This is a genomic window from Vibrio sp. 779(2023), from assembly GCF_033344285.1.
Classification (GTDB): Bacteria; Pseudomonadota; Gammaproteobacteria; order Enterobacterales; family Vibrionaceae; genus Vibrio; species Vibrio alginolyticus.
The window spans coordinates 23,991-48,264 of record NZ_JAWPOM010000030.1 but is presented as its reverse complement, the minus strand read 5'-3'; the positions used below and the strand labels follow the sequence as shown (position 1 = coordinate 48,264).

Annotated in this window: 20 protein-coding genes; 17 read left to right on the top strand and 3 right to left on the bottom strand. The window is 45.2% G+C overall.

Features of this window, described 5'->3' with window-relative positions; translation table 11 throughout:
* Positions 1-139: 139 nt before the first annotated feature.
* The 3 genes from R8O70_RS23160 to map form a co-directional block, all read right to left on the bottom strand.
* Complete coding sequence (locus tag R8O70_RS23160; protein ID WP_005380322.1) at positions 140-523, bottom strand: DUF3461 family protein; 384 nt, start codon at positions 521-523, stop codon at positions 140-142.
* 142 nt (positions 524-665) lie between these two features.
* Positions 666-3,290 (bottom strand): bifunctional uridylyltransferase/uridylyl-removing protein GlnD, encoded by a 2,625-nt coding sequence (gene glnD, locus R8O70_RS23155; protein WP_017636037.1) that lies wholly within the window; start codon positions 3,288-3,290, stop codon positions 666-668.
* Positions 3,291-3,398: 108 nt separating this feature from the next.
* Positions 3,399-4,277 (bottom strand): type I methionyl aminopeptidase, encoded by an 879-nt coding sequence (map, locus tag R8O70_RS23150; RefSeq protein ID WP_005380326.1) that lies wholly within the window; start codon positions 4,275-4,277, stop codon positions 3,399-3,401.
* Between the two features lie 384 nt (positions 4,278-4,661).
* On the opposite strand from map, the gene rpsB reads away from it, so the two are divergent.
* From rpsB to accA, 17 genes are all read left to right on the top strand, one after another.
* Positions 4,662-5,390, top strand: a complete 729-nt coding sequence (gene rpsB, locus R8O70_RS23145; RefSeq protein WP_005380327.1) for a 30S ribosomal protein S2 — start codon at positions 4,662-4,664, stop codon at positions 5,388-5,390.
* A gap of 132 nt (positions 5,391-5,522) precedes the next feature.
* On the top strand, positions 5,523-6,368 hold the full coding sequence (gene tsf, locus R8O70_RS23140; protein ID WP_005380328.1) for a translation elongation factor Ts: 846 nt from the start codon (positions 5,523-5,525) through the stop codon (positions 6,366-6,368).
* Positions 6,369-6,515: 147 nt separating this feature from the next.
* Entirely contained in the window at positions 6,516-7,241 is a 726-nt protein-coding gene (gene pyrH / locus R8O70_RS23135) for a UMP kinase (RefSeq protein ID WP_005380329.1), read from the top strand.
* Between the two features lie 100 nt (positions 7,242-7,341).
* Positions 7,342-7,899 (top strand): ribosome recycling factor, encoded by a 558-nt coding sequence (frr, locus tag R8O70_RS23130; RefSeq protein ID WP_005385348.1) that lies wholly within the window; start codon positions 7,342-7,344, stop codon positions 7,897-7,899.
* Positions 7,900-7,995: 96 nt separating this feature from the next.
* Complete coding sequence (locus R8O70_RS23125; protein WP_005380331.1) at positions 7,996-8,751, top strand: isoprenyl transferase; 756 nt, start codon at positions 7,996-7,998, stop codon at positions 8,749-8,751.
* Between the two features lie 12 nt (positions 8,752-8,763).
* Positions 8,764-9,606: a phosphatidate cytidylyltransferase gene (locus tag R8O70_RS23120; protein ID WP_005385351.1), complete on the top strand. Its 843-nt coding sequence runs from the start codon at positions 8,764-8,766 to the stop codon at positions 9,604-9,606.
* 50 nt (positions 9,607-9,656) lie between these two features.
* On the top strand, positions 9,657-10,862 hold the full coding sequence (gene ispC, locus R8O70_RS23115; protein WP_318184384.1) for a 1-deoxy-D-xylulose-5-phosphate reductoisomerase: 1,206 nt from the start codon (positions 9,657-9,659) through the stop codon (positions 10,860-10,862).
* Positions 10,862-12,220, top strand: coding sequence for a sigma E protease regulator RseP (gene rseP, locus R8O70_RS23110; RefSeq protein ID WP_005380334.1), 1,359 nt, complete (start codon positions 10,862-10,864; stop codon positions 12,218-12,220). Before ispC ends, rseP begins: the two co-directional genes overlap by 1 nt.
* A 44-nt stretch (positions 12,221-12,264) precedes the next feature.
* A complete protein-coding gene (gene bamA / locus R8O70_RS23105; protein WP_005391802.1) occupies positions 12,265-14,679 on the top strand; it encodes an outer membrane protein assembly factor BamA in 2,415 nt (804 codons plus the stop codon).
* Positions 14,680-14,692: 13 nt separating this feature from the next.
* Complete coding sequence (locus R8O70_RS23100; RefSeq protein WP_005391804.1) at positions 14,693-15,202, top strand: OmpH family outer membrane protein; 510 nt, start codon at positions 14,693-14,695, stop codon at positions 15,200-15,202.
* Between the two features lie 6 nt (positions 15,203-15,208).
* The gene (lpxD, locus tag R8O70_RS23095; protein ID WP_005380347.1) at positions 15,209-16,240 is read left to right on the top strand and encodes a UDP-3-O-(3-hydroxymyristoyl)glucosamine N-acyltransferase; all 1,032 of its coding nucleotides are present in this window, start codon (positions 15,209-15,211) and stop codon (positions 16,238-16,240) included.
* Positions 16,241-16,472: 232 nt separating this feature from the next.
* Entirely contained in the window at positions 16,473-16,925 is a 453-nt protein-coding gene (gene fabZ, locus R8O70_RS23090) for a 3-hydroxyacyl-ACP dehydratase FabZ (protein WP_005380349.1), read from the top strand.
* A 1-nt stretch (position 16,926) separates the two neighbouring features.
* A complete protein-coding gene (gene lpxA, locus R8O70_RS23085) occupies positions 16,927-17,715 on the top strand; it encodes an acyl-ACP--UDP-N-acetylglucosamine O-acyltransferase (RefSeq protein ID WP_005380357.1) in 789 nt (262 codons plus the stop codon).
* A gap of 119 nt (positions 17,716-17,834) precedes the next feature.
* Entirely contained in the window at positions 17,835-18,974 is a 1,140-nt protein-coding gene (gene lpxB / locus R8O70_RS23080; RefSeq protein ID WP_017636041.1) for a lipid-A-disaccharide synthase, read from the top strand.
* A 9-nt stretch (positions 18,975-18,983) separates the two neighbouring features.
* The gene (gene rnhB / locus R8O70_RS23075; RefSeq protein WP_085570097.1) at positions 18,984-19,619 is read left to right on the top strand and encodes a ribonuclease HII; all 636 of its coding nucleotides are present in this window, start codon (positions 18,984-18,986) and stop codon (positions 19,617-19,619) included.
* Positions 19,620-19,700: 81 nt separating this feature from the next.
* Positions 19,701-23,180: a DNA polymerase III subunit alpha gene (dnaE, locus tag R8O70_RS23070; protein ID WP_005385364.1), complete on the top strand. Its 3,480-nt coding sequence runs from the start codon at positions 19,701-19,703 to the stop codon at positions 23,178-23,180.
* Positions 23,181-23,226: 46 nt separating this feature from the next.
* Complete coding sequence (gene accA, locus R8O70_RS23065) at positions 23,227-24,186, top strand: acetyl-CoA carboxylase carboxyl transferase subunit alpha (RefSeq protein ID WP_318184383.1); 960 nt, start codon at positions 23,227-23,229, stop codon at positions 24,184-24,186.
* Positions 24,187-24,274 lie beyond the last annotated feature (88 nt).

Sequence of the window (24,274 nt, the reverse complement as noted above, 5' to 3'; positions counted from 1 at the left end):
GTTCTTTTAGTTGTTGATTTCATAACACTCTCCAATTTTGGGGGGTGGAAAGTGTCAACCTTATTTAGGACGGCACAGAGTACAAATAAAAAGGGTTAGCATCAATGCTAACCCTTTTTAATATTTAAGACTTAACGTTTTACTTTAGTTTTTCAAGATCCGCTTCGATCTCTGCGATCTTGCTCGAAACGACTTTTTCTAAATGACGAAGGTCTGAAAGAATTTTCTCTTTTACATCAACCTCAGGTTGTTTCGTTGGCTTAGTGATTTTATTCAGTTCATCAATGACTAATGTGAGGTTACGGTTGATTTCCGTTACTTCTTTATATTTGTGACTGCCACTGTCCACAAGAACATTTTTGATTTGGCGCGGGTATTTGAATTTAACGCTTTTAGCGAACAGTTCGCCTTTTTGCTTGTGGAAATAGATCTTGAGTACGTCTTTGTGTGCTTCTTGGCGTAGGGAATAACGTTCAATCTGCTTAGGGTCGTGAATACCCAAACCAGTGAGGTGGGGATACATAGGCTACCTCTATTACATCGAATTGATATTGATATAACTGTAGCAGCCTATGTATGAGCTAGATAGCTGATATTTAGCCAAAATGCTTAACTTGTGGGCAAGATCGCTCTCGCCCTGAACCGAAAAGGTTGGCAGGTTTGATCTAAGCTGCGACCTCATCAGATAACTTTTCGATCAATCTCTCTCTTAGCTCATCTTGCTGTTCTTCACTTAACCTCCCCCCAGCATCACTGGTTAAAATAAACAAGTCTTCTGCTCGCTCACCAATGGTGGTGATTTTTGCACCGTGAAGGTTGATATTTAAATCAGCAAACGTACGGCCTACTTTGGCCAACAGCCCTGGTGTGTCTAGCGCGACAAACTCCATTAAAGTGTGTTTTTTACCTTTGGTTGGTAAGAAGTCGACTTTGGTTTTCACGTTAAAGTGCTGAAGTTTGTTCGGAGTACGGCGCGTTTTAATCTTGGTTGGTCGGCCCGCCTCCAGTACATGGGTGAGGTGTTTAATCACCGCCGCGTGACGAGACTCATCGATCGCTTCGCCATGTTGATCGAGTACCATAAAGGTATCAATCACGTGCCCATCTTTGCTGGTCATGATTTGCGCGTCGTGTACATTAAAATTACGCCTATCTAACTCCGCCACGACCGTCGCAAATAAAGCAGGCTGGTCTTTCGTATATACAAACACCTCAGTGCCGCCACGAGTGGCTTTTTTACTGATCAATACCAAAGGCTTAGTCGGATCTTCCATGCGAAGTAAGTGTTCACAGTGCCACGCGATTTGCGTATGAGTATGACGAAGGAAGTAGTCAGCTTTAAAGCGTTGCCACAATACTTCAATTTCGCGCGCGGCAAACCCCTCTTTGCGCAGCATTGCGGAGGCCATTTGTTGATTGTGGCGAATTCGCTCACGCACATCGACAGGGTTCTCTAGGCCTCTACGTAAAGCACGTTGTGTGGAGTAATACAGCTCCGCAAGTAAAGTTCGTTTCCAAGCATTCCAAAGTTCTGGGTTGGTTGCACAAATATCTGCAACTGTCAGGCATACAAGATAATCGAGAGATTCTTCGTCTCTGACTTTTTTGGCAAACTCGGTAATGACATCAGGATCATAAATATCTCGGCGCTGTGCGGTGACAGACATTAATAGATGATGTCTTACCAACCAAGCGACAAGTTTCGCTTCGGGCTTCGATAAACCATGCTCAATGCAGAAGTCGTACGCTTCTCCTTCACCGATAATTGAGTGATCGCCGCCACGACCTTTCCCGATATCGTGGAAAATAGCGGCAATAATCAGCAGCTCTTTCTTTTGCATCCGAGGGTAGACGTCACAGCAAATTGGGTGCTTCGCATGATTTTCTGGGTCACTAAAAGTGTTGATGTGTTTAAGTAAGCGAATACTGTGTTCATCAACTGTGTAGGCATGGAATAAGTCAAACTGCATTTGACCAACAATCTGACTCCATTGCGGTAAATAGGCCGCCATAACCCCTAATCGGTGCATGAGACTGAATGCTTTGTGCAGAGCATTAGGGTGACGACATAACGCCATGAACTTTTCACGCGCAGCAGGAATGGTGTGCAAAAACTTGTTGAGCCGACGCCGAGCGGTGCGCAGTTGACGCAGCGTTGGTGGGCTCACCCCTTCAATAGTTGAGTCGTTAGCAATATGTAAGAACATATCCAGAATAGTTTCTGGGCGAGCTTGGAACAATGCGGGTTTCCGCGCTTCAATTAAAGAACCGCGACGTTGAAAGTCCGTATCGAGAATCTCGGCACTTTCTGTCGCCCCACCATTAATGATCGCTTGGTCAAAGAGTTTGAGTAGCATTTTATTGAGCTCTGCCACACGACGAAGCGTGCGGTAGAACTCTTTCATCATCATTTCTACGCCTCGATTGCCTTCTCCGACGTAGCCTAGATTTTCCGCAACTTGTGCTTGATGGGCAAAGGTCAAGCGGTTGTCATAGCGGCGAAGCTCCATGTGCAGAGCGAAACGTACTCGCCAAAGGAAGTCCTGACATTCAACCAATTCTCGGTATTCTGCGTCAGTTAAAAATCCGTATCGGCTCATTTCTAACAATGAAGTCGCACCAAAGTGACGTCGAGCGACCCAGCTTAATGTATGAATATCGCGTAGCCCGCCAGGGGTTGATTTAATGTCCGGTTCTAAGTTGTAGGTCGTGTCGTGGTAACGTGCATGGCGTTCGCGCTGCTCTTGAATTTTAGCGCGGTAAAACGTCTCACTTGGCCAGAAGGAGTCTGATAACACGACTTTCTTCAGTGCCTGAAAGGTGTCCTCGCTTCCACACAGCAGTCGCGCTTCTTGCAGGTTTGTCGCGACCGTTAGATCGGCTTTACCAATTTCAGCACATTCAGTAACGGTGCGAACAGCGTGTCCGACCTCGAGTTTTAAATCCCACAACAGCGTAATGAATTCGCTGATTTTTGCTTCTAACGCGGTTGGCAGTTTATTGTTCGACAGAATCAAAATATCGATATCGGAGAGCGGATGCAGCTCGCCTCGTCCGTAGCCACCAACGGCAACTAGGGAAATGTTGTAAATATCCTTGAAACCAAAATGTTGCCACAAACGATTGAGAAGCAGATCCATATATTCAGCTCTGGCTAAAACCAAGCTTGTTACCGGATGATGATTGAGAAACTCTTGGTTTTGATTAGAGCTAAACTTCTCTAATTCTTGTTTGAGTTCACCGATATTGATTTGTTCATCGGAAAAGGTAAGAGGGGACTGAAGTGTCATATTTGCCATCCGTGCAAGCTAATCTAATAACAATCTAACAAATTTGCGGCAGATAAAAAATATCCCCGCCGAAGCAGGGATATAGTAAACAACGAGTGGTCGTCAGCTTTACGCGTTTTTCATTAGGCGAGGAATCGTATCGTCGCTACGAAGCGTCAGTACTTCACAACCTTCTTTTGTTACAACAATGGTATGTTCCCATTGCGCAGAGTTCTTGCCGTCGCCCGTGTAAACAGTCCAGTCATCTTGTGCATCAACAGAGCAACCAAATTTACCTGCGTTAATCATCGGCTCAATAGTAAAGCACATGCCTTCTTTTAATACGCGGCGGTCTTTGTTCTTGTAATGAACCACTTGTGGTTCTTCATGGAACTCATCGCCGATACCGTGGCCACAGAAGTCTTTCACAATAGAAAACTTGTTGCGAGGATTGTTCTTGTTGTTCTCTTTGATGTACTTCTCGATAGCTGTACCGATGTCACCAACCGTTGAACCTGGCTTAACGGTACGCATACCAACATACAGTGCTTCTTGAGCTACCATGCACAGACGTTTGTTTGCAGGCGAAACATCACCGACTAGGAACATCTTAGAAGTGTCACCATGGTACCCCTGAGGACGCACGCTCAGATCGGCATTCTCATCATTTGGAACGATTACGGTAATATCAACGTTTAAGATGTCACCATCTTTTAGTACCGCCGGCTTCATTTGGCCGTTGCTACCGATTTCGTCTTTTTCCGCTGGAATACCGTGGCATACGATATGGTTGATTGAAGTACAGATCGACTTAGGGAAACCATGGTAATCAAGCGGAGCAGAGTATGCACCTTTTTCTAGAGCGTACTCATGACAGATTTTGTTTAACTCTTCTGTCGTCACACCAACTTTGATGTGTGGTTCGATCATTTCTAGAATCTCTGCGGCTAGCTTGCCCGCAATGCGCATGCGTTCTATTTCTTCAGCAGTTTTAATCTTGATTGACATTGGCTTTCTCTACTTATTCCTAAGCACGTAAACGTGCGAATGGCCGCATTCTATCAGACATCGGGGCGTTAACCCAAGTTAGATAGGAATATGCATCATTCTTAATTCGATCATATGTTTAAAGTTTTGCTTATAAATAGGAGAAAGTGGCTCGGTGAAGAAATAATTTTTACTAGCCACAGTGAGCTAAAATATGGTATAAAGCGCGCCGGAATAGAGGACTGTTCTCTTCGTTTAGCAAAGTTAAGCGGCGAAGCAAGCTTCATCCGAATAACCTTTTATCTTTAAATCACACACATTCCGTCACATATTCCGGGGTGCTGAGCAGAAGCTTGGTCGGAGTTATGGGGAATGTGGAGGCCTAACCCCATAGAGGATTTTAAAATGGCAACTGTATCAATGCGCGATATGCTAAAAGCTGGTGTTCACTTCGGTCACCAGACTCGTTACTGGAACCCAAAAATGAAGCCATTCATCTTTGGCGCTCGTAACAAAGTTCATATCATCAACCTAGAAAAAACTGTACCAATGTTCAACGACGCTCTAGCTGAACTAGCTAAAGTTGGCGAGAAGAAAGGTAAGGTTCTATTCGTAGGTACTAAGCGCGCTGCATCTGAAGCTGTTAAAGAAGCTGCAATCGCAAGCAACCAGTTTTACGTAAACAACCGCTGGTTAGGCGGTATGCTTACAAACTACAAAACAGTTCGTCAGTCTATCAAGCGTCTAAAAGAACTAGAGACTCAATCTCAAGACGGTACTTTTGACAAACTAACTAAGAAAGAAGCTCTAATGCGTACTCGCGAAATGGAGAAGCTAGAGAAATCTCTTGGTGGTATCAAAGACATGGGCGGCCTACCAGACGCTCTATTCGTAATCGACGCTGATCACGAACACATTGCAATTAAAGAAGCTAACAACCTAGGTATTCCAGTATACGCTGTGGTAGATACTAACTCTAACCCAGACGGCGTTGACTACGTAATCCCAGGTAACGACGACGCGATCCGCGCTGTACAGCTATACCTGAACGCTGCTGCTTCAGCAGTATCTGAAGGTCGTAACAAAGACGTAGCTGCAGTTGCTGAAAAAGACGGTTTCGTAGAAGCTGAATAATAGCGGCTCTGTGTCACACTTGGTCTATGTGAAACCTTTGTGTAGCATAAACTAAGTTATAGTTAGCAATGGGGGCCGACAATGTTAGGCCCCTGTTTTTTACCTTATTTCGAATCAAACGAGGAAGACAGAATGGCAACTGTAACTGCTGCTCTAGTTAAAGAACTTCGCGAGCGTACTGGCGCTGGCATGATGGAATGTAAGAAAGCGCTTGTAGAAGCAAACGCTGACATCGAACTAGCAATTGAAAACATGCGTAAATCTGGCGCAGCGAAAGCAGCTAAGAAAGCTGGTAACGTTGCAGCTGAAGGCGCAATCATCATCAAAGAAGAAAACGGCGTTGCTGTTCTTCTTGAAGTTAACTGCCAAACTGACTTCGTTGCTAAAGACGGTAACTTCACTGCATTCGCAGAAGAAGTTGCAGCTGCAGCTCTAGCTTCAAAAGCTTCTGTTGAAGAACTACAAGCACAATTCGAAGACGCACGTGTAGCTCTAGTAGCTAAAATCGGTGAAAACATCACTATCCGTCGCGTAGAATACGTTCAAGGCACTGCAATCGCTTCTTACCGTCACGGTGAGAAAATCGGTGTTGTTGTTGCTGGTGAAGGCGACGCAGAAACTCTTAAGCACGTTGCAATGCACGTTGCTGCTTCTAAGCCAGAGTTCGTTAACCCAGAAGACGTACCAGCTGACGTAGTAGAAAAAGAGAAAGCGGTTCAAGTTGAAATCGCAATGAACGAAGGCAAGCCTGCTGAAATCGCTGAGAAGATGGTTGTTGGCCGCATGAAGAAATTCACTGGCGAGATCTCTCTAACAGGTCAAGCTTTCATCATGGAGCCTAAGAAAACTGTAGGCGAAATGCTGAAAGAAAAAGGCGCTTCAGTTTCTACGTTCGTTCGCCTAGAAGTAGGTGAAGGTATCGAGAAGAAAGAAGAAATGAGCTTCGCTGAAGAAGTTGCAGCAGCTCAAAAAGGTTAATCCTTAGAGACTGTATAAAGATTAGACCGTAGCCAAGGCTGCGGTCTTTTTATGAGCAGTGAACGATTAGCCGTGATGAATAGCCATAACTGAAGTTGTGTCTATTCATGACTGTTAATCAACAACTCTCTTTGGAAGGTAAACTCCATGACTACGAACCCTAAACCAGCGTATCAACGTATTCTATTAAAACTGAGTGGTGAAGCTCTTCAAGGTGAAGACGGTTTTGGTATTGATCCTGCGGTCCTTGATCGTATGGCACAAGAAGTTAAAGAACTGGTTGAACTGGGTGTTCAGGTTGGTGTAGTTATCGGTGGCGGTAACTTGTTCCGTGGTGCAGGCCTAGCTGAAGCTGGTATGAACCGCGTAGTTGGTGACCACATGGGTATGCTTGCTACAGTAATGAATGGCCTAGCGATGCGTGATGCTCTTCACCGTGCATACGTAAATGCGCGCGTTATGTCTGCAATCCCTCTAAAAGGCGTATGTGACGACTATAATTGGGCTGATGCGATCCGTGAGCTTCGCCAAGGCCGAGTTGTCATCTTCTCTGCTGGTACTGGTAACCCGTTCTTTACAACGGATTCTGCTGCTTGTTTACGTGGTATCGAAATTGAAGCGGATGTCGTACTAAAAGCGACGAAAGTTGATGGTGTATTTACTGCTGACCCTGTAGCAAACCCAGACGCAGAGCTGTATGATAAGCTATCTTATGCAGAAGTTCTGGATAAAGAGCTGAAAGTTATGGACTTGGCGGCGTTTACGCTAGCTCGTGACCACAAAATGCCAATCCGCGTATTTAATATGAACAAGCCAGGCGCACTACGTCGCGTGGTAATGGGCGAAGCAGAAGGCACGCTCATCAACGAATAAGCTTGGCTTAAGGTGCCACTCCAAAGCGTTAGGGTGGTGCTTGCTTTGCTCAACCGTTTTAGGCTTTCTTCAGGAAAGATGACATTTTTAAGGTGAAACTGTGATTAACGAAATCAAAAAAGACGCGCAAGAGCGCATGGATAAAAGCGTTGAAGCGCTTAAGAACAACCTTTCTAAAATTCGTACAGGTCGTGCACACCCAAGCCTACTATCTGGTATTTCTGTAGAATACTACGGTGCAGCAACACCTCTAAACCAAGTAGCAAACGTTGTTGCTGAAGATGCACGTACACTTGCAATCACGGTTTTTGATAAAGAGCTGACGCCGAAAGTAGAAAAAGCGATCATGACGTCTGACCTTGGTCTAAACCCTATGTCAGCTGGCACTATCATCCGCGTTCCACTTCCACCGCTAACGGAAGAGCGTCGTAAAGACCTAGTTAAGATCGTCCGTGGTGAAGCTGAAGGTGGTCGTGTTGCTGTTCGTAACATCCGTCGTGACGCAAACAACGATCTTAAAGCGCTTCTAAAAGATAAAGAAATCTCTGAAGATGAAGACCGTAAAGCACAAGACGAAATTCAAAAGCTAACTGACGTTGCAGTTAAGAAGATCGATGAAGTTCTTGCTGCAAAAGAAAAAGAGTTGATGGAAGTTTAATACTCCCACACACATCACTGTTGGAAAACGCTGTGCTCACAGCTCAGCGTTTTTTTATGTTAGTCTATCCAACTGATGGAACTCAATTAACTCCCTATGCAAAATTCTCAAGCCTTCTCTGATTCCCTTCCTAAGCATATTGCCATCATTATGGACGGTAATGGCCGTTGGGCTAAGTCCAAAGGAAAACCTCGCGTATTTGGTCATAAAAAAGGCGTTAGTGCCGTTCGTAAGACCGTGGCTGCTGCTTCAAAACTAGGCATTAGAGCCATGACGCTGTTTGCTTTTAGTAGTGAAAACTGGCGTCGTCCGGAGGAAGAAGTGGGTCTTTTGATGGAACTGTTTATCACGGTCCTGTCTAGTGAAGTAAAAAAACTACACAAAAATAACTTACGGTTGCGCGTGATCGGTGATACCAGTCGATTTAGTGAGCGTCTACAAAAGAAAATTGTAGAAGCAGAAAACCTAACGGCAGATAACACGGGTATGGTGATCAACATTGCAGCCAACTATGGCGGTAAATGGGACATCACAGAAGCTGCTAAAACGTTAGCGCTAAAAGCACGTAACGGTGAAATTCGTGTAGAGGATATCAATGAGCAGCTAATCACTGAGCATTTGACCATGGCAGACCTACCGGAAGTGGATCTTTTAATTCGCACCAGTGGAGAGTGCCGCATCAGCAACTTTATGTTGTGGCAAATGGCTTATGCAGAAATGTACTTTACACCAGAGTACTGGCCAGAATTCGATGAAGACAGTTTGGTAGAAGCTGTAACTTGGTTTATCAACCGAGAACGTCGTTTTGGCTGTACAGGTGAACAAATAAAGGCATTGATGGCAGCTCAATAAGGACTAGTTAGTTTGAAACAGAGAATAATAACAGCACTAATTTTAGCTCCCCTGGTTATTTTAGGCATTTTTAAATTACCGCTAATGGGCTTTATTGCCGCTTTAACTGCAATAACGCTATTAGGTTTTTGGGAGTGGACTCAGTTTACAGGAAGCAACTCTCGCATTGCTGCCCTTGTGCCGGCAATCATTATTACCGGACTTAGTTTTCTATACATCTCGCCTGATGCATATAGCCTCAATCACTTAACGACACCTCATTATGTCGTCTTGGGTATTGGTTTTGTTTGGTGGATTATTGCTAGCTTAATGGCGATTACTTACCCCAAAACGACGAAATCTTGGCAAAGTAATTTTGTTTTACGTCATGTATTTGGTTTTCTGACATTAATCCCATTCCTTTGGAGTGTGATTATTCTCAGAGCGTATGACATCACTGTAGATCCATACCACGGCGCAAAGCTTGTGTTGTACGTTTGTTTCTTGGTATGGGCTGCAGATAGCGGCGCCTACTTTGCAGGCAAAAGCTTAGGCAAACGTAAGATGGCTCCTCATGTAAGCCCCAATAAAACCATTGAAGGGCTAATTGGTGGCATTATCACGGCATTAATCGTAGCGTGGGCATTTGCTGATTGGTTCGATATCCAGTTCACTAGCCCTGTCCATATGGTGCTGATTACGCTGGTTACTGTCGTTATTTCAGTGCTTGGTGATCTGGTTGAAAGTATGTTCAAACGTGTCTCAGGCATTAAAGACAGCAGTAACATTATCCCAGGGCACGGTGGTGTGCTAGATCGTATCGACAGCCTAACCGCAGCATTCCCAGTTTTTGCTCTTCTTTACTACGTATTCTAATTTATCAGGAGCGGCGTCGTCGCTCCTGAGCTTTCTAACGGTCTTACAACATGCAAAAGTTAACGATTCTTGGTGCTACTGGATCAATTGGTGCAAGCACGCTTAAAGTGGTCGAACAAAACCCAGATCTGTTTTCTGTCGTTGCCTTAGCGGCAAGCACTAACGTTGAAAAGATGATCGGTCTATGTCGTCAGTGGCAACCTAAATATGCGGTCATGGCAGATAAAGCTGCGGCGTCTCAACTTCAAGCTGAGCTACACTCGGTTTCGCCAGGTACCGAAGTGCTAGGTGGTACTGATGCGCTATGTCATATAGCTTCGCTGGACCAGGTCGACAGTGTAATGGCTGCTATTGTAGGAGCCGCTGGCTTATTGCCTACCATGGCTGCCGTGAAAGCAGGTAAGCGAGTCTTGTTGGCAAATAAAGAAGCACTTGTAATGTCAGGCCAGCTATTTATTGATGCTGTAGAAGAATTTAGCGCAGAGCTACTTCCCGTCGACAGTGAACACAACGCCATTTTCCAATGTTTACCACAGCAAGTACAAACTAATCTAGGTCGTTGCAATTTACAAGAACATGGCATTTCTCATATTTTGTTGACTGGATCTGGTGGTCCTTTCCGTTACACTGACATCGCAGAACTGGAGCAGGTGACACCCGCTCAGGCGATCGCTCATCCAAACTGGTCGATGGGGCCAAAAATTTCTGTTGATTCTGCCACGATGATGAATAAAGGCCTTGAGTATATCGAAGCTAAGTGGCTATTTAATGCTGCTCGCGAACAACTGAAGGTGGTTATTCATCCTCAATCTGTGATTCATTCTATGGTTCAGTATCGTGATGGTTCGGTCTTGGCACAAATGGGAGAAGCGGATATGGCGACGCCAATTGCGCTCACCATGTCATACCCGTCAAGAGTAGAAGCTGGGGTTAAGCCGCTAGACTTCACGAAAGTTGGTGAGCTGACGTTTTTGCAGCCTGACTTTGCTCGTTACCCATGTTTAAAACTCGCAATTGATGCTTGTTATGAAGGTCAACACGCAACAACGGCATTGAATGCAGCTAATGAAGTCGCTGTTGATGCATTTTTAAATAACAGACTAGGTTTTACCGATATTGCTCGCATCAATGAGTCTGTGTTGAATAAAATCAACGCAAGCTGCAAAGCTGAGAATGCGAATAGCTTGGAAAGCTTGCTCGAGCTAGATAGAATGGCACGAACTATTGCCCTAGAAACCATACGCGAGCGTAGCTGATGACTGGTATATTGTGGAATCTCATTTCTTTTATCGTCGCACTGGGCATTCTTGTTGCCGTGCACGAATTTGGGCACTTTTGGGTTGCTCGCCGTTGCGGCGTTAAAGTTGAAAAGTTTTCAATCGGTTTCGGCAAGTCTATTTGGAGTAAAGTAGGCAAAGACGGAACGGAGTACAGCATCTCAATGATCCCTCTCGGCGGCTATGTGAAAATGGTTGATAGCCGTGTCGATGAGGTGCCAGAACATGAGAAGCACTTAGCGTTTGATAAGAAGCCGTTATGGAAGCGAACCTCTATTGTTGCGGCTGGCCCCATCTTTAATTTTCTTTTCGCAATTTTTGCCTATTGGCTGGTATTTCTAATTGGCATCCCTGCTGTTAAGCCTGTAATTGGTGAAGTTACGCCCAATTCGATTGTTGCGGAAGCTGGAATTGAATCTGGAATGGAACTTAAATCGATATCTGGTATCAAAACTCCGGATTGGGAATCAGTAAATATGGGATTGATTTCTCATATTGGCGATGATTTGATGACGGTAACACTAACGTCAGCGAATGAAGTTGGTTCAGAAGTAACGAAAACGCTCGATTTACGTGAGTGGAAGTTCGACCCAGAAACTCAGTCAGCGATGCAGTCGTTAGGTTTTGCTCCGTATACACCGGAGGTGTATCGAGTTATCGAGCAGGTCTCGCAAGGTGGAGCGGCGGAAAAAGCCGGTGTGCTTCCAGGTGATGAGGTTGTCGCAATTGGTCAACAACGCGTGACCGAATGGAAGCAAGTGGTTGAAGCGGTTCGTTCTAATCCTGATACACCGCTTGAATTGACGGTGTTACGTCAGGGTTATGAGCAAACATTGACGCTGACGCCCGGTAGCCGTGAGCTAGCTAACAAAGAAGTCGTTGGTTTTGCAGGTATTGCACCTAAAGTCGCAGAATGGCCAGAAAGTTATCGCTTCGATCTTCAGTTTGGTGTATTCGAGTCAATAGGTAAAGCAGTAGACAAAACTGGCCAAGTCATTGGTTTGACAATCAGCATGCTTAAGAAGCTTATTGTTGGAGACGTTGGTCTGAATAATCTGAGTGGACCAATATCAATAGCCAAAGGCGCAGGCGCGACAGCAGATTATGGTTTGGTCTACTTTTTAGGTTTTCTCGCTCTAATTAGTGTTAACCTAGGTATTATTAACCTCGTTCCTTTACCAATGTTGGATGGCGGTCATTTGTTGTTTTTTGCAATTGAAGCAGTCATTCGACGTCCTGTTCCTGAGAAAGTGCAGGAAATGGGCTTTAGAATTGGTGGTGCGATTATCTTCTCGCTCATGGCGTTAGCGCTATTTAATGATTTTACTCGTCTGTGATAGTTCAGAGACAAAAGCAGTAGCAAGGAATAATTAGAACAAGTATGGCGATTAAGCGAATTCTATTTGCAAGTTTACTGGCGACCAGTGTATCTGCAAATGGAGCAGAGAACTTCGTAGTTCAAGATATTGAAATCGATGGATTGCAACGTGTAGCACTGGGTGCTGCATTGTTGAAAATGCCTGTACGTGTCGGTGATACCATTGGCCAAGGCGATGTTGCAGAAATTATCCGCGCCCTGTATGCATCTGGTAACTTTGAAGATGTGAAAGTGTTGCGTGACGGTGGTGTTCTGATGGTTCAAGTCAAAGAACGTCCTACCATTGCAAGCATCTCTTTTTCAGGTAACAAAGCAATCAAGGACGAGCAGCTACAAGAAAACCTGAACGCGTCTGGCGTTCGTGAAGGTGAAGCGCTTGACCGCACCACGCTAAGCAACATTGAAAAAGGCTTAGAAGACTTTTACTACAGCGTAGGTAAATACAACGCAACAGTAAAAGCGGTGGTGACTCCACTACCACGTAATCGTTCTGATCTTAAGTTTGTCTTTACTGAAGGTGTGTCGGCAAAAATTCAGCAAATCAACTTTATCGGTAATGAAGTGTTCAGTGATGAAGAACTGCTTTCGCGCTTTAACTTAAATGTTGATGTGCCGTGGTGGAATTTCCTTTCTGATGAAAAGTATCAAAAGCAAGTTCTTGCAGGCGATATTGAAGCACTCAAATCATTCTACCTGGATCGTGGTTACTTAAAATTTAACGTTGATTCGACACAAGTTGCAATCTCTCCTGACAAGAAAGGGGTATACATTACTCTTGGTCTAGAAGAGGGCGAGGTTTACACCGTTAAGGACGTGAAGTTCCGTGGTGATTTGATTGGCGAGGAAGCGACGTTCGAAAGACTTGTGCCATTTGAAGACAATGAGACATACAACGGCTCGTTGGTTACTTCAATGGAAGAAGGGATTAAGCGTGTGCTTGGTGAGTCCGGTTATGCTTATCCTCAAGTGAATACCATTCCAGAGTTTGACGACGAGAATCAAGAAGTTTCTTTGGTCGTTAACGTAGACCCGGGTAACCGAATTTATGTTCGTGATATTCGCTTCACGGGTAATAACTCAACCAAAGATGAAGTCCTTCGTCGTGAAATGCGTCAGATGGAAGGCAGTTGGTTGAACTCGAAATCGATTGAAACGGGTAAAACTCGTCTAAATCGTTTGGGCTACTTTGAAAATGTTGAAGTACAGACGGTTCGAGTTCCTGGTAGTGATGATCAAGTTGACCTAGTTTACTCTGTCAAAGAAGCGAACTCTGGTAGCGTTAACTTCGGTGTTGGCTACGGTACAGAATCGGGTGTGAGCTTCCAGGTTGGCCTGCAACAAGATAACTTTATTGGTAGCGGTAACCGTGTTGGTATCAACGCGATGATGAATGACTACCAGAAAAACATCAGTCTAGATTACCGTGATCCGTACTGGAACTTAGACGGTGTAAGCTTAGGTGGTAAGGTTTTCTATAACGAATTTGAAGCTAAAGAAGCCAATATCGTTGACTATACCAACGAAAGCTATGGCGCGAGCTTAACGTGGGGCTTCCCATTCGATGAGTTGAACCGTTTTGAATTCGGTGTCGGTTATACGCACAACAAGATCGGTAACTTATCGCCTTACTTGCAGGTAGAGCAGTTCTTACGAGCACAAGCAGACAACATTGATTCTAGTGGAGCGTTGAACACAAACGACTTCGACTTCAATATCTCTTGGACACGTAATAACTTAAACCGTGGTTACTTCCCAACGGCAGGTAACCATCAGCGAGCATTCTATAAAATGACCGTACCTGGCTCTGACGTTCAATACTTCAAAATGCAGTACGATGTTCGCCAGTATGTGCCATTGACTAAAAAGCACGAGTTTACCCTCTTGTTCCGTGGCCGCTTAGGTTACGGTAATGGTTACGGTCAAACGGATGGTAACGATAACTTGTTCCCATTCTACGAAAACTACTACGCAGGTGGCTTTACATCGCTTCGTGGCTTTGGCTCAAACTCTGTTGGTCCTAAAGCGGTTTACCGTGATACATCTGGTTCAAACAATGGCGCAGATACAGCAACAGATGACTCTGTTGGTGGTAACGCCGTAGCGCTAGCAAGTGTTGAGTTGATTGTCCCAACACCATTTGCATCAGAAGAAGTACAAAACCAAATTCGTACCAGTATCTTCTTTGATATGGCAAGTGTTTGGGATACGGAGTTTGACTACCGCGATTCAGGTGCGGAATATGGTGACCGTTACTACTACGATTACTCAGATCCAACCAACTACCGCTCTTCTTACGGTGCGGCGTTGCAGTGGATGTCTCCAATGGGGCCACTAGTATTCTCACTAGCGAAACCAATTAAGAAATTTGATGGCGATGATGAAGAGTTCTTCACATTCACTATCGGTAGAACTTTCTAAAGAGGAAAATATTTTGAATAAAATGATCAAAGCGGCTGGGATTGGCCTTCTTGTACTGAGCTCTTCAATGTTTGCAAATGCGGCAGAAGCTGCACAGAAAATTGCTTACGTAAATACAGCTCAAGTTTTTCAAGCTCTTCCTCAACGTGAAGTTGTACTACAAAAAATGCAGAAAGACTTCAAAAGCAAAGCTGATGAACTAAAGTCAATCCAAGCACAAGCTAAAACAAAGATTGAGAAGCTACAACGTGACGGCGAGCTTTTGGGTCAAGACGAAGTTGAAAAGCTACGTATCGATATCGCGAAGCTCGACAGCGAGTACAAAGTGAAAGCACAAGCACTTGAAAAAGCAAGTGCGCGTCGTGAAGCTGAAGAAAAAGCGAAGCTTTTCAAAACGATTCAAGATGCAGTTAAGAAAGTCGCAGACAAAAATGGTTACGATCTTGTGATTGATATCTCTGCTTTGCAGTACGGCAAGCCAGAATACAATATCTCTGAAGACGTAATTAAAGCTCTAAAATAAGAAGTTATGAAGACATTAACATTAGCCGAATTGGCGACAATTACCGGGGGTGAGCTGTTTGGTGACGAGTCTCTCGTTGTAAGCCGTGTTGCTCCAATGGATAAAGCACAAGAAGGTGACGTAACCTTCTTGTCTAACCCAAAATACGCAAAACACCTTTCTGAGTGCCAAGCTACCGTTGTTATGGTAAAGGCTGAGCATAAAGATCAATGCGTTGGAAATGCGCTAGTGGTTTCAGACCCTTATGTCGCATTTGCTCGTGTGGTCCAAGCGATGGATACCACACCAAAACCGGCAGACGATATTGCACCAAGTGCTGTGATTGCCGCTGACGTTAAGATGGGTGAGAACGTTACAATCGGCGCTAACGCTGTGATTGAAACGGGCGTGGAACTCGGCGACAACGTAAGTGTTGGTGCTGGTTGTTTTATCGGTAAGAACGCCAAGCTAGGGAATAACACCAAGCTTTGGGCTAATGTCACTATCTACCATGAAGTGTCATTGGGTGATGACTGTCTCGTTCAATCGGGTACCGTCATTGGCTCTGATGGCTTCGGTTACGCGAATGACAAAGGCGAGTGGATTAAAATTCCTCAGCTTGGTTCAGTGCGTATCGGTAACCGCGTTGAGATTGGTGCTTGTACTACGATTGACCGCGGTGCACTCGAAGATACTATCATTGAAGACAATGTCATTCTGGATAACCAACTTCAAATCGCGCACAACGTGCAGATCGGATATGGTACCGTGATGCCTGGTGGTACTATTGTCGCGGGCAGTACAAAAATTGGTAAGTACTGCCAGATTGGCGGCGCGTCTGTTCTGAATGGCCATATCACTATCGCAGATGGTGTGGCGATTACAGGTATGGGCATGGTAATGCGCAGTATCGAAGAAAAAGGCCTTTACTCATCAGGTATTCCACTACAAACGAACAGAGAGTGGCGTAAAACTGCAACTCGAGTTCACCGTATTGATGAGATGAATAAGCGCCTGAAAGCGGTTGAAAAACAGCTGGAACAGAAAGAAGAAATTTAGAACAAGTTATCTTTCGCTCTGTATTTAACGTGAAAGCTAACAGGCTCTAGTTCCATATTCTGTACGAAGACTCGCGAAATGCGGGTCTTTTTCTTCTATAATGACGCGCTCTAAGTAGATTTAACTCCAAGATGGTGCGTATTTTGCTAGTATATTGCAAAGCGATTCGGCTTTACGACCTGTTGCCACGTTTGCCATCTTGGCGGCAAAAAATTGATATAGGAAGACGACTTTGACTACTGAAAAGAAAACGATGAACATCTCTGAAATTCAAGAGCTACTACCTCATCGCTACCCATTCTTATTGATCGACCGAGTGATAGACTTCCAAGAAGAGAAGTACCTTCACGCGATTAAAAACGTGTCGGTTAACGAACCTCAGTTCACAGGTCACTTTCCTCAACTACCAGTATTCCCAGGTGTTTTGATTTTAGAAGCAATGGCTCAGGCAACAGGCTTACTTGCATTTAAATCATTTGGTGCACCAACAGAAAATGAACTGTACTACTTTGCAAGCGTAGACGGCGCGAAATTCCGTAAACCAGTGGTTCCGGGCGACCAATTGGTTATTGAGGTAGAATTTCTGAAAGAACGTCGCGGCATTGCTGCATTTAGCGGTGTAGCAAAAGTTGACGGCGAAGTGGTATGTTCTGCAGAACTGAAGTGTGCTCGTCGAGAGTTTTAATATGATTCATGAAACCGCTAAAATCCACCCGGCAGCGGTGGTAGAAGAGGGCGCCAAAATTGGTGCTAACGTAACAGTAGGTCCTTTTACGTACATCACCTCTACGGTTGAAATTGGTGAAGGCACAGAAGTGATGTCTCACGTTGTGATCAAAGGTCACACAACTATTGGCAAAGATAACCGTATTTTCCCACATGCTGTCATTGGTGAAGAAAACCAAGACAAAAAATACGGTGGTGAAGACACAACTGTGGTTATCGGTGACCGTAACGTCATTCGTGAAGCGGTCCAAGTTCACCGCGGCACAGTGCAAGACAAAGCAACCACGATCATTGGTGATGACAACTTATTGTGTGTGAATGCACACGTTGCGCATGATGTTGTTATTGGTAACCACACTCATATCGGTAATAACTCGATTCTTGGTGGTCACGTTACTGTTGATGACTATGCCGGTGTGATGGCACTGTCTGCGATTCATCCGTTTTGTACAGTGGGCGCTTACGCATACATTGGCGGCTGTTCAGCTGTGGTGCAAGATGTCCCAGCTTATGTACTCGCGCAAGGTAACCACGCTACTCCATTCGGCTTGAACCTTGTTGGCTTGAAGCGTAATGGCTTTGAGAAACCAGAGATTCGTGCGCTACAAAAAGCGTATAAAGAAATCTACCGTTCAGGTAAGACGCTAGAAGAAGTGAAGCCTATTCTGGCTGAAATGGCTCAAGAGTGGCCGGCTGTGAAGCGTTTCTCAGATATTCTGGAAACGACGGAACGTGGCATTATTCGTTAATTGGCGAATGAACCAATAAATAAAAAGATCGTGACCAAATTTGAGGTTACGATCTTTTTGTGTTTTATGGATAAGGCAAACCGTTATCCATAGCGCACAGGAAAAATAGCGAAGTAGATATGGAAAGACCATTACGTATTGGCATCATTGCCGGAGAATTGTCTGGCGATACGCTAGGTGAAGGCTTTATCAAAGCAGTAAAGCAACAATATCCAGACGCAGAGTTCGTAGGCATTGGTGGTCCGAAAATGATAGCCCAAGGTTGCGAGTCTCTGTTTGATATGGAAGAGCTTGCGGTGATGGGATTAGTCGAGGTTTTAGGCCGCTTACCGAGACTTCTTAAAGTGAAAGCTGAGCTCGTTCAGTATTTTACTCAGAATCCGCCTGATGTTTTCATCGGGATCGATGCTCCTGACTTCAACTTACGCCTGGAGCTTGACCTCAAGCAAGCGGGCATTAAAACCGTTCATTACGTGAGTCCGTCTGTTTGGGCTTGGCGTCAGAAGCGCATCTTTAAAATAGAAGCGGCAACGAACTTGGTGCTAGCATTTCTTCCGTTTGAGAAAGCGTTCTACGACAAATTTAATGTACCTTGCGAGTTCATTGGTCATACCTTGGCTGATGCCATCCCACTAGAATCAGAACAAGCGCCTGCACGTGAGTTGCTTGGTTTAGAACAAGATAAAAAGTGGCTTGCTGTCCTGCCAGGCAGTCGTGGTAGCGAGTTAAAAATGCTCTCAGAGCCATTTATTGAAACCTGCAAGTTACTCCATAAAAAATTTCCAGAACTGGGGTTTGTTGTCGCGCTTGTTAATCAAAAACGCCGTGAGCAGTTTGAACAAGCATGGAAAGAGCTAGCGCCAGAGTTGGACTTCAAGTTAGTTGATGACACCGCACGCAACGTCATCACCGCATCCGATGCCGTGATGTTGGCCTCCGGTACCGTAGCGTTGGAGTGTATGCTTCTCAAGCGTCCAATGGTGGTGGGTTATCGTGTGAATGCATTTACTGCTTTCTTAGCTAAACGTCTATTGAAAACGAAGTATGTGTCATTGCCGAATATCTTGGCGGATGATGAGCTCGTCAAAGAATATCTACAAGATGAGTGCACACCAGACAATTTGTTTACTGAGGTTTCTCGCTTATTGGAAAGCGACAATAAACCGATGTTAGATAAGTTTACGGAAATGCATCATTGGATCCGTAAAGATGCGGATCAACAAGCCGCAAACGCGGTTCTAAAACTGATTGAAAAATAGAGATTTATCATGGCTGTTAAACCAAAAGCGACCAAAACCAAAGTTGAACTCCCTCCGTTTGAATATCCGCAAGGTTACCAGCTTGTGGCCGGAGTCGACGAGGTAGGACGTGGCCCTTTGGTGGGAGACGTCGTCACCGCTGCGGTTATCCTTGATCCTCACAATCCTATTGAAGGGTTGAACGATTCGAAAAAATTGACCGAAAAGAAACGCATGGCGTTGCTTCCTGAAATCAAAGAAAAAGCATTGGCGTGGGCGGTCGGGCGTTGTTCTCCTGAAGAAATCGATCAACTGAATATTTTGCAGGCGACTATGGTTGCGATGCAGCGTGCAGTGGCGGGGTTACAGGTTCAACCTGATTTGGTGTTGATTGATGGTAACCGTTGTCCGGAGCTGCCAATGGATGCTCAAGCTGTAGTAAAAGGCGATCTACGTGTTGCCGAAATCAGTGCGGCGTCAATTATTGCCAAAGTCGTGCGTGACCAAGAGATGGAAGAGTTGGATAAACTTCATCCACAATTTGGCTTCGCGAAGCACAAAGGTTACCCAACTAAAGCGCACTTTGAAGCGATTGAGCAACACGGAGTGATCAGTGAACACCGCAAGAGTTTCAAGCCAGTAAAAAAAGCGTTAGGCATAGAATAATCAAACGATCTAATTGGTGTTATAAACCCAACCTCTTTAGGTTAGAATCCCCAACAAAATAGAGTTACACGGTACCTGTTAATGTCAGATCCCAAATTCATCCACCTGCGTGTTCATAGTGACTTCTCGATGGTGGATGGCCTCAACAAAGTTCCGCCAATCGTAAAGAAAGTTGCTGAGCTCGGTATGCCCGCAATGGCGTTGACCGACTTTACCAACCTATGTGGTTTGGTGAAGTTTTACGGTACGGCGCATGGCAGTGGTGTTAAACCGATCATTGGTGCTGACTTTAAAATGCAGTCGGACGAGTTTGGTGAAGAGCTGACACAAGTGACTTTGCTTGCGGCGGATAATGTAGGTTATAAGAACCTGACGTTATTGATATCAAAAGCGTACTTACGTGGACATGTTCAACACCACCCTGTGATTGATAAAGCCTGGTTGGCTGAAATGTCTGAAGGCTTGATTGTATTATCCGGCGGTAAAAGCGGGGAAATTGGTCGCGGCCTTTTGAAAGGCAACCGTCAAATAGTGCAGGGGTGTGTTGATTTTTATAAACAGCATTTTCCAGATCGCTTTTATCTTGAGCTACTTCGTACCGGTCGTCCAGATGAAGAAACTTATCTTCACTTTGCGGTTGAATTGGCAGAGCAGCAAGACTTGCCAGTAGTGGCGACCAATGAAGTTGTATTCCTGAGTCCAGACCTATTTGATGCTCATGAAATACGCGTAGCGATTCACGATGGTTACACATTAGAAGATCCGCGTAGGCCAAAAAACTACAGTCCGCAGCAATATCTTCGTACAGAAGAAGAAATGTGTGAGCTGTTTGCTGATATTCCTGAAGCGTTAGAAAACAGTGTCGAGATAGCGAAGCGTTGTAACGTGACTGTGCGCTTAGGTGAGTACTTCCTACCAGCTTTCCCAACCGAAGGGATGAAAGAGACTGAGTTCCTAGTCATGAAATCCCGAGAGGGGTTGGAAGAGCGTTTAGAGTTCCTATTTCCAGATGAGGAAGAGAGAAAACGTCGCCGCCCTGAATATGATGAACGTCTTCAGATAGAGCTAGATGTTATCAACCAAATGGGATTTCCTGGTTACTTCTTGATCGTAATGGAGTTCATCCAGTGGTCAAAAGATAATGGAATTCCTGTCGGTCCTGGACGTGGTTCCGGTGCTGGTTCTTTGGTGGCTTACGCACTAAAAATCACCGATCTGGATCCACTAGAATATGACTTGCTGTTCGAACGTTTCTTGAACCCAGAACGTGTTTCGATGCCCGATTTCGACGTCGATTTCTGTATGGATAAACGTGACCAGGTTATTGACCACGTTGCGGAAATGTACGGTCGCGACGCGGTATCTCAGATCATCACGTTTGGTACCATGGCGGCAAAAGCGGTAATCCGTGACGTTGGCCGCGTATTGGGCCACCCATTTGGTTTTGTTGATCGTATTTCAAAGCTGATCCCGCCCGATCCAGGCATGACGCTAGATAAAGCGTTTAAAGCTGAACCTGCACTACCTGAATTGTATGAGGCCGATGAGGAAGTTAAAGAACTCATCGACATGTGTCATATTTTGGAAGGCTGTACGCGAAACGCCGGTAAACACGCTGGTGGTGTTGTAATTTCACCTACAACAATTACCGATTTTGCGCCAATTTATGCAGACGCTGAAGGTCACTTTCCGGTTACTCAATTTGATAAAAACGATGTTGAGACCGCTGGCCTAGTTAAGTTTGACTTCTTGGGTTTACGTACCTTAACCATTATTGACTGGGCGTTAGGACTGATTAACCCACGCCTAGAGCGAGAAGGGAAAGAACCGGTTCAAATTGAATCCATACCGTTAGAAGACCCTGCCTCTTTCCGTTTGTTGCAAAACTCTGAAACGACAGCAGTATTCCAGCTTGAATCTCGAGGCATGAAAGAGCTGATCAAACGACTTCAGCCAGACTGTTTCGAAGACATTATCGCATTGGTAGCACTCTTCCGTCCGGGTCCTTTGCAATCGGGCATGGTAGATAACTTTATCGACCGTAAACATGGTCGAGAAGCGATCTCTTATCCAGATGAAAAGTGGCAACACGAGTCGCTAAAAGAGACGCTTGATCCAACCTACGGCATCATCCTATACCAAGAGCAGGTAATGCAGATTGCGCAGATCTTAGCGGGTTATACGCTAGGTGGTGCGGACATGCTTCGTCGTGCAATGGGTAAGAAAAAGCCAGAAGAGATGGCAAAACAACGTGCTATCTTTGAAGAAGGTGCGATAAAGAACGGTATCGATGGCGAGTTGGCGATGAAAATCTTCGACTTGGTAGAGAAGTTCGCCGGTTATGGTTTTAACAAATCGCACTCTGCTGCTTATGCATTGGTTTCTTATCAAACTCTTTGGCTGAAAACACATTATCCTGCCGAATTTATGGCTGCGGTAATGACAGCCGATATGGATAACACGGAAAAAGTCGTTGGCTTGGTCGATGAGTGTTTCCGTATGAAGCTTACCGTGCTGCCACCAGACATCAACTCTGGCCTATATCGCTTTAATGTTGATGAAAATGGCGCAATTGTTTACGGTATTGGTGCGATAAAAGGGGTTGGTGAGGGCCCTATCGATGCGATTCTTGAGGCGAGAAATAAAGGTGGTCACTTTAAAGACCTATTTGATTTCTGTGCTCGAGTTGATCTAAAACGTGTCAATAAACGAGTGATAGAGAAGCTGATTTACGCGGGCGCGTTGGATCGACTAGGCCCACACCGCGCGGCGATGATGGCGTCACTCAATGATGCGGTAAAAGCAGCAAGTCAACATCACCAAGCTGAGGCGTTTGGTCAAACGGATATGTTTGGTGTGCTAACGGATGCACCTGAAGAAGTAGAGCATAAGTATACGCAGGTTCCGCCTTGGCCAGAAAAAGTGTGGTTAGAGGGCGAGCGTGATACCCTAGGTCTATATTTGACAGGGCACCCAATTAACGCCTACGTAAAGGAACTAAACAAATACACCAGTTGTCGACTAAAAGACGCAACGCCCACTCGCCGCGATCAATCTGTCACGGTAGCCGGCCTGGTTATTGCCGCTCGTGTAATGACGACCAAGCGTGGTACACGAATTGGTATTATGACACTGGATGACCGAAGTGGCCGCATGGAAGTGATGTTGTTCTCAGATGCGCTGGATCGATACGCTGAACTTCTCGAAAAAGACAGAATTTTGGTCGTTTCTGGACAGGTCAGCTTTGATGACTTCAACGGTGGCCTTAAAATGTCGGCGCGTGAAGTTATGGATCTCGGCAGTGCGCGCGAGAAATACGCTCGTGGTTTGTCGGTATCGATAGATGCAAATCAGATCAACGATCAGTTTTTTGAGCAGTTCAGCCGTATTTTAGAACCGCACAAAGCCGGAACCGTACCCGTCAATGTATACTACCAGCGTGCCGACGCCAGAGCGCGGTTAACATTGGGCACCGAGTGGCGAGTTACGCCAAGTGATACATTACTCGACGATTTAAAACAGTTGCTTGGCAAAAGCCAGGTAGAACTCGAATTTAACTAAAAATTCAGCGCAATATGTTAGACGCTGAGTAAACAAGGATTCATAGATGAGCCTAAACTTTCTTGAATTTGAAAAGCCAATTGCAGAACTAGAAGCGAAAATTGAAGCATTACGTGATGTCTCTCGTCACGGTGGTGATTCTGCGATTGACCTGGATAAAGAAATCGAACAGCTTGAGAAGAAAAGCTTAGAGCTGAAGAAAAAAACCTTCAGTGACCTAGGTGCATGGGAAACAGCTCAACTGGCTCGTCACCCACTACGTCCTTACACGCTGGATTACATCCAACACGCTTTTGAGGAGTTTGATGAATTAGCCGGTGACCGCGCGTTTGCAGACGACAAAGCGATTGTGGGTGGCATGGCTCGCCTTGAAGGCCGCCCTGTGATGATCATTGGTCACCAAAAAGGTCGTGAGACCAAAGAAAAGGTGAAACGTAACTTTGGTATGCCGAAACCAGAAGGCTACCGTAAGGCTCTACGCTTGATGGAAATGGCAGAGCGTTTCAACATGCCGATCATCACATTTATTGACACGGCTGGTGCATACCCAGGTGTGGGCGCAGAAGAGCGTGGTCAATCTGAAGCTATCGCGAAAAACCTAAAAGTGATGTCTGGTCTTAAAGTGCCAGTAATCTGTAACGTTGTTGGTGAAGGCGGTTCTGGTGGTGCACTAGCAATCGGTGTAGGCGACTACGTGAACATGCTTCAGTACTCTACGTACTCAGTAATTTCTCCTGAGGGTTGTGCTTCAATCTTATGGCGTGATTCAGACAAAGCGCCACAAGCGGCAGAGGCAATGGGTCTAACTGCTCCGCGTCTTAAAGAGCTTGAACTGATCGACGAAATCATTGAAGAGCCACTAGGCGGCGCTCATCGCGATCATGTTCAAATGGCAGCGAATATGAAAGCGACACTACTTCGTCAGCTAGAAGATCTAGAACAATTGGGTGAAGAGACGCTACGTGAGCGTCGTTACCAGCGTCTAATGAGCTACGGTTACTGTTAATTTCGGTGATTGCTATTAAGCGTTAGCTGATATCTCAAGTGATAACAGTTAAAATAGAAAGGGTTGGATGAGAGTCCAGCCCTTTTTT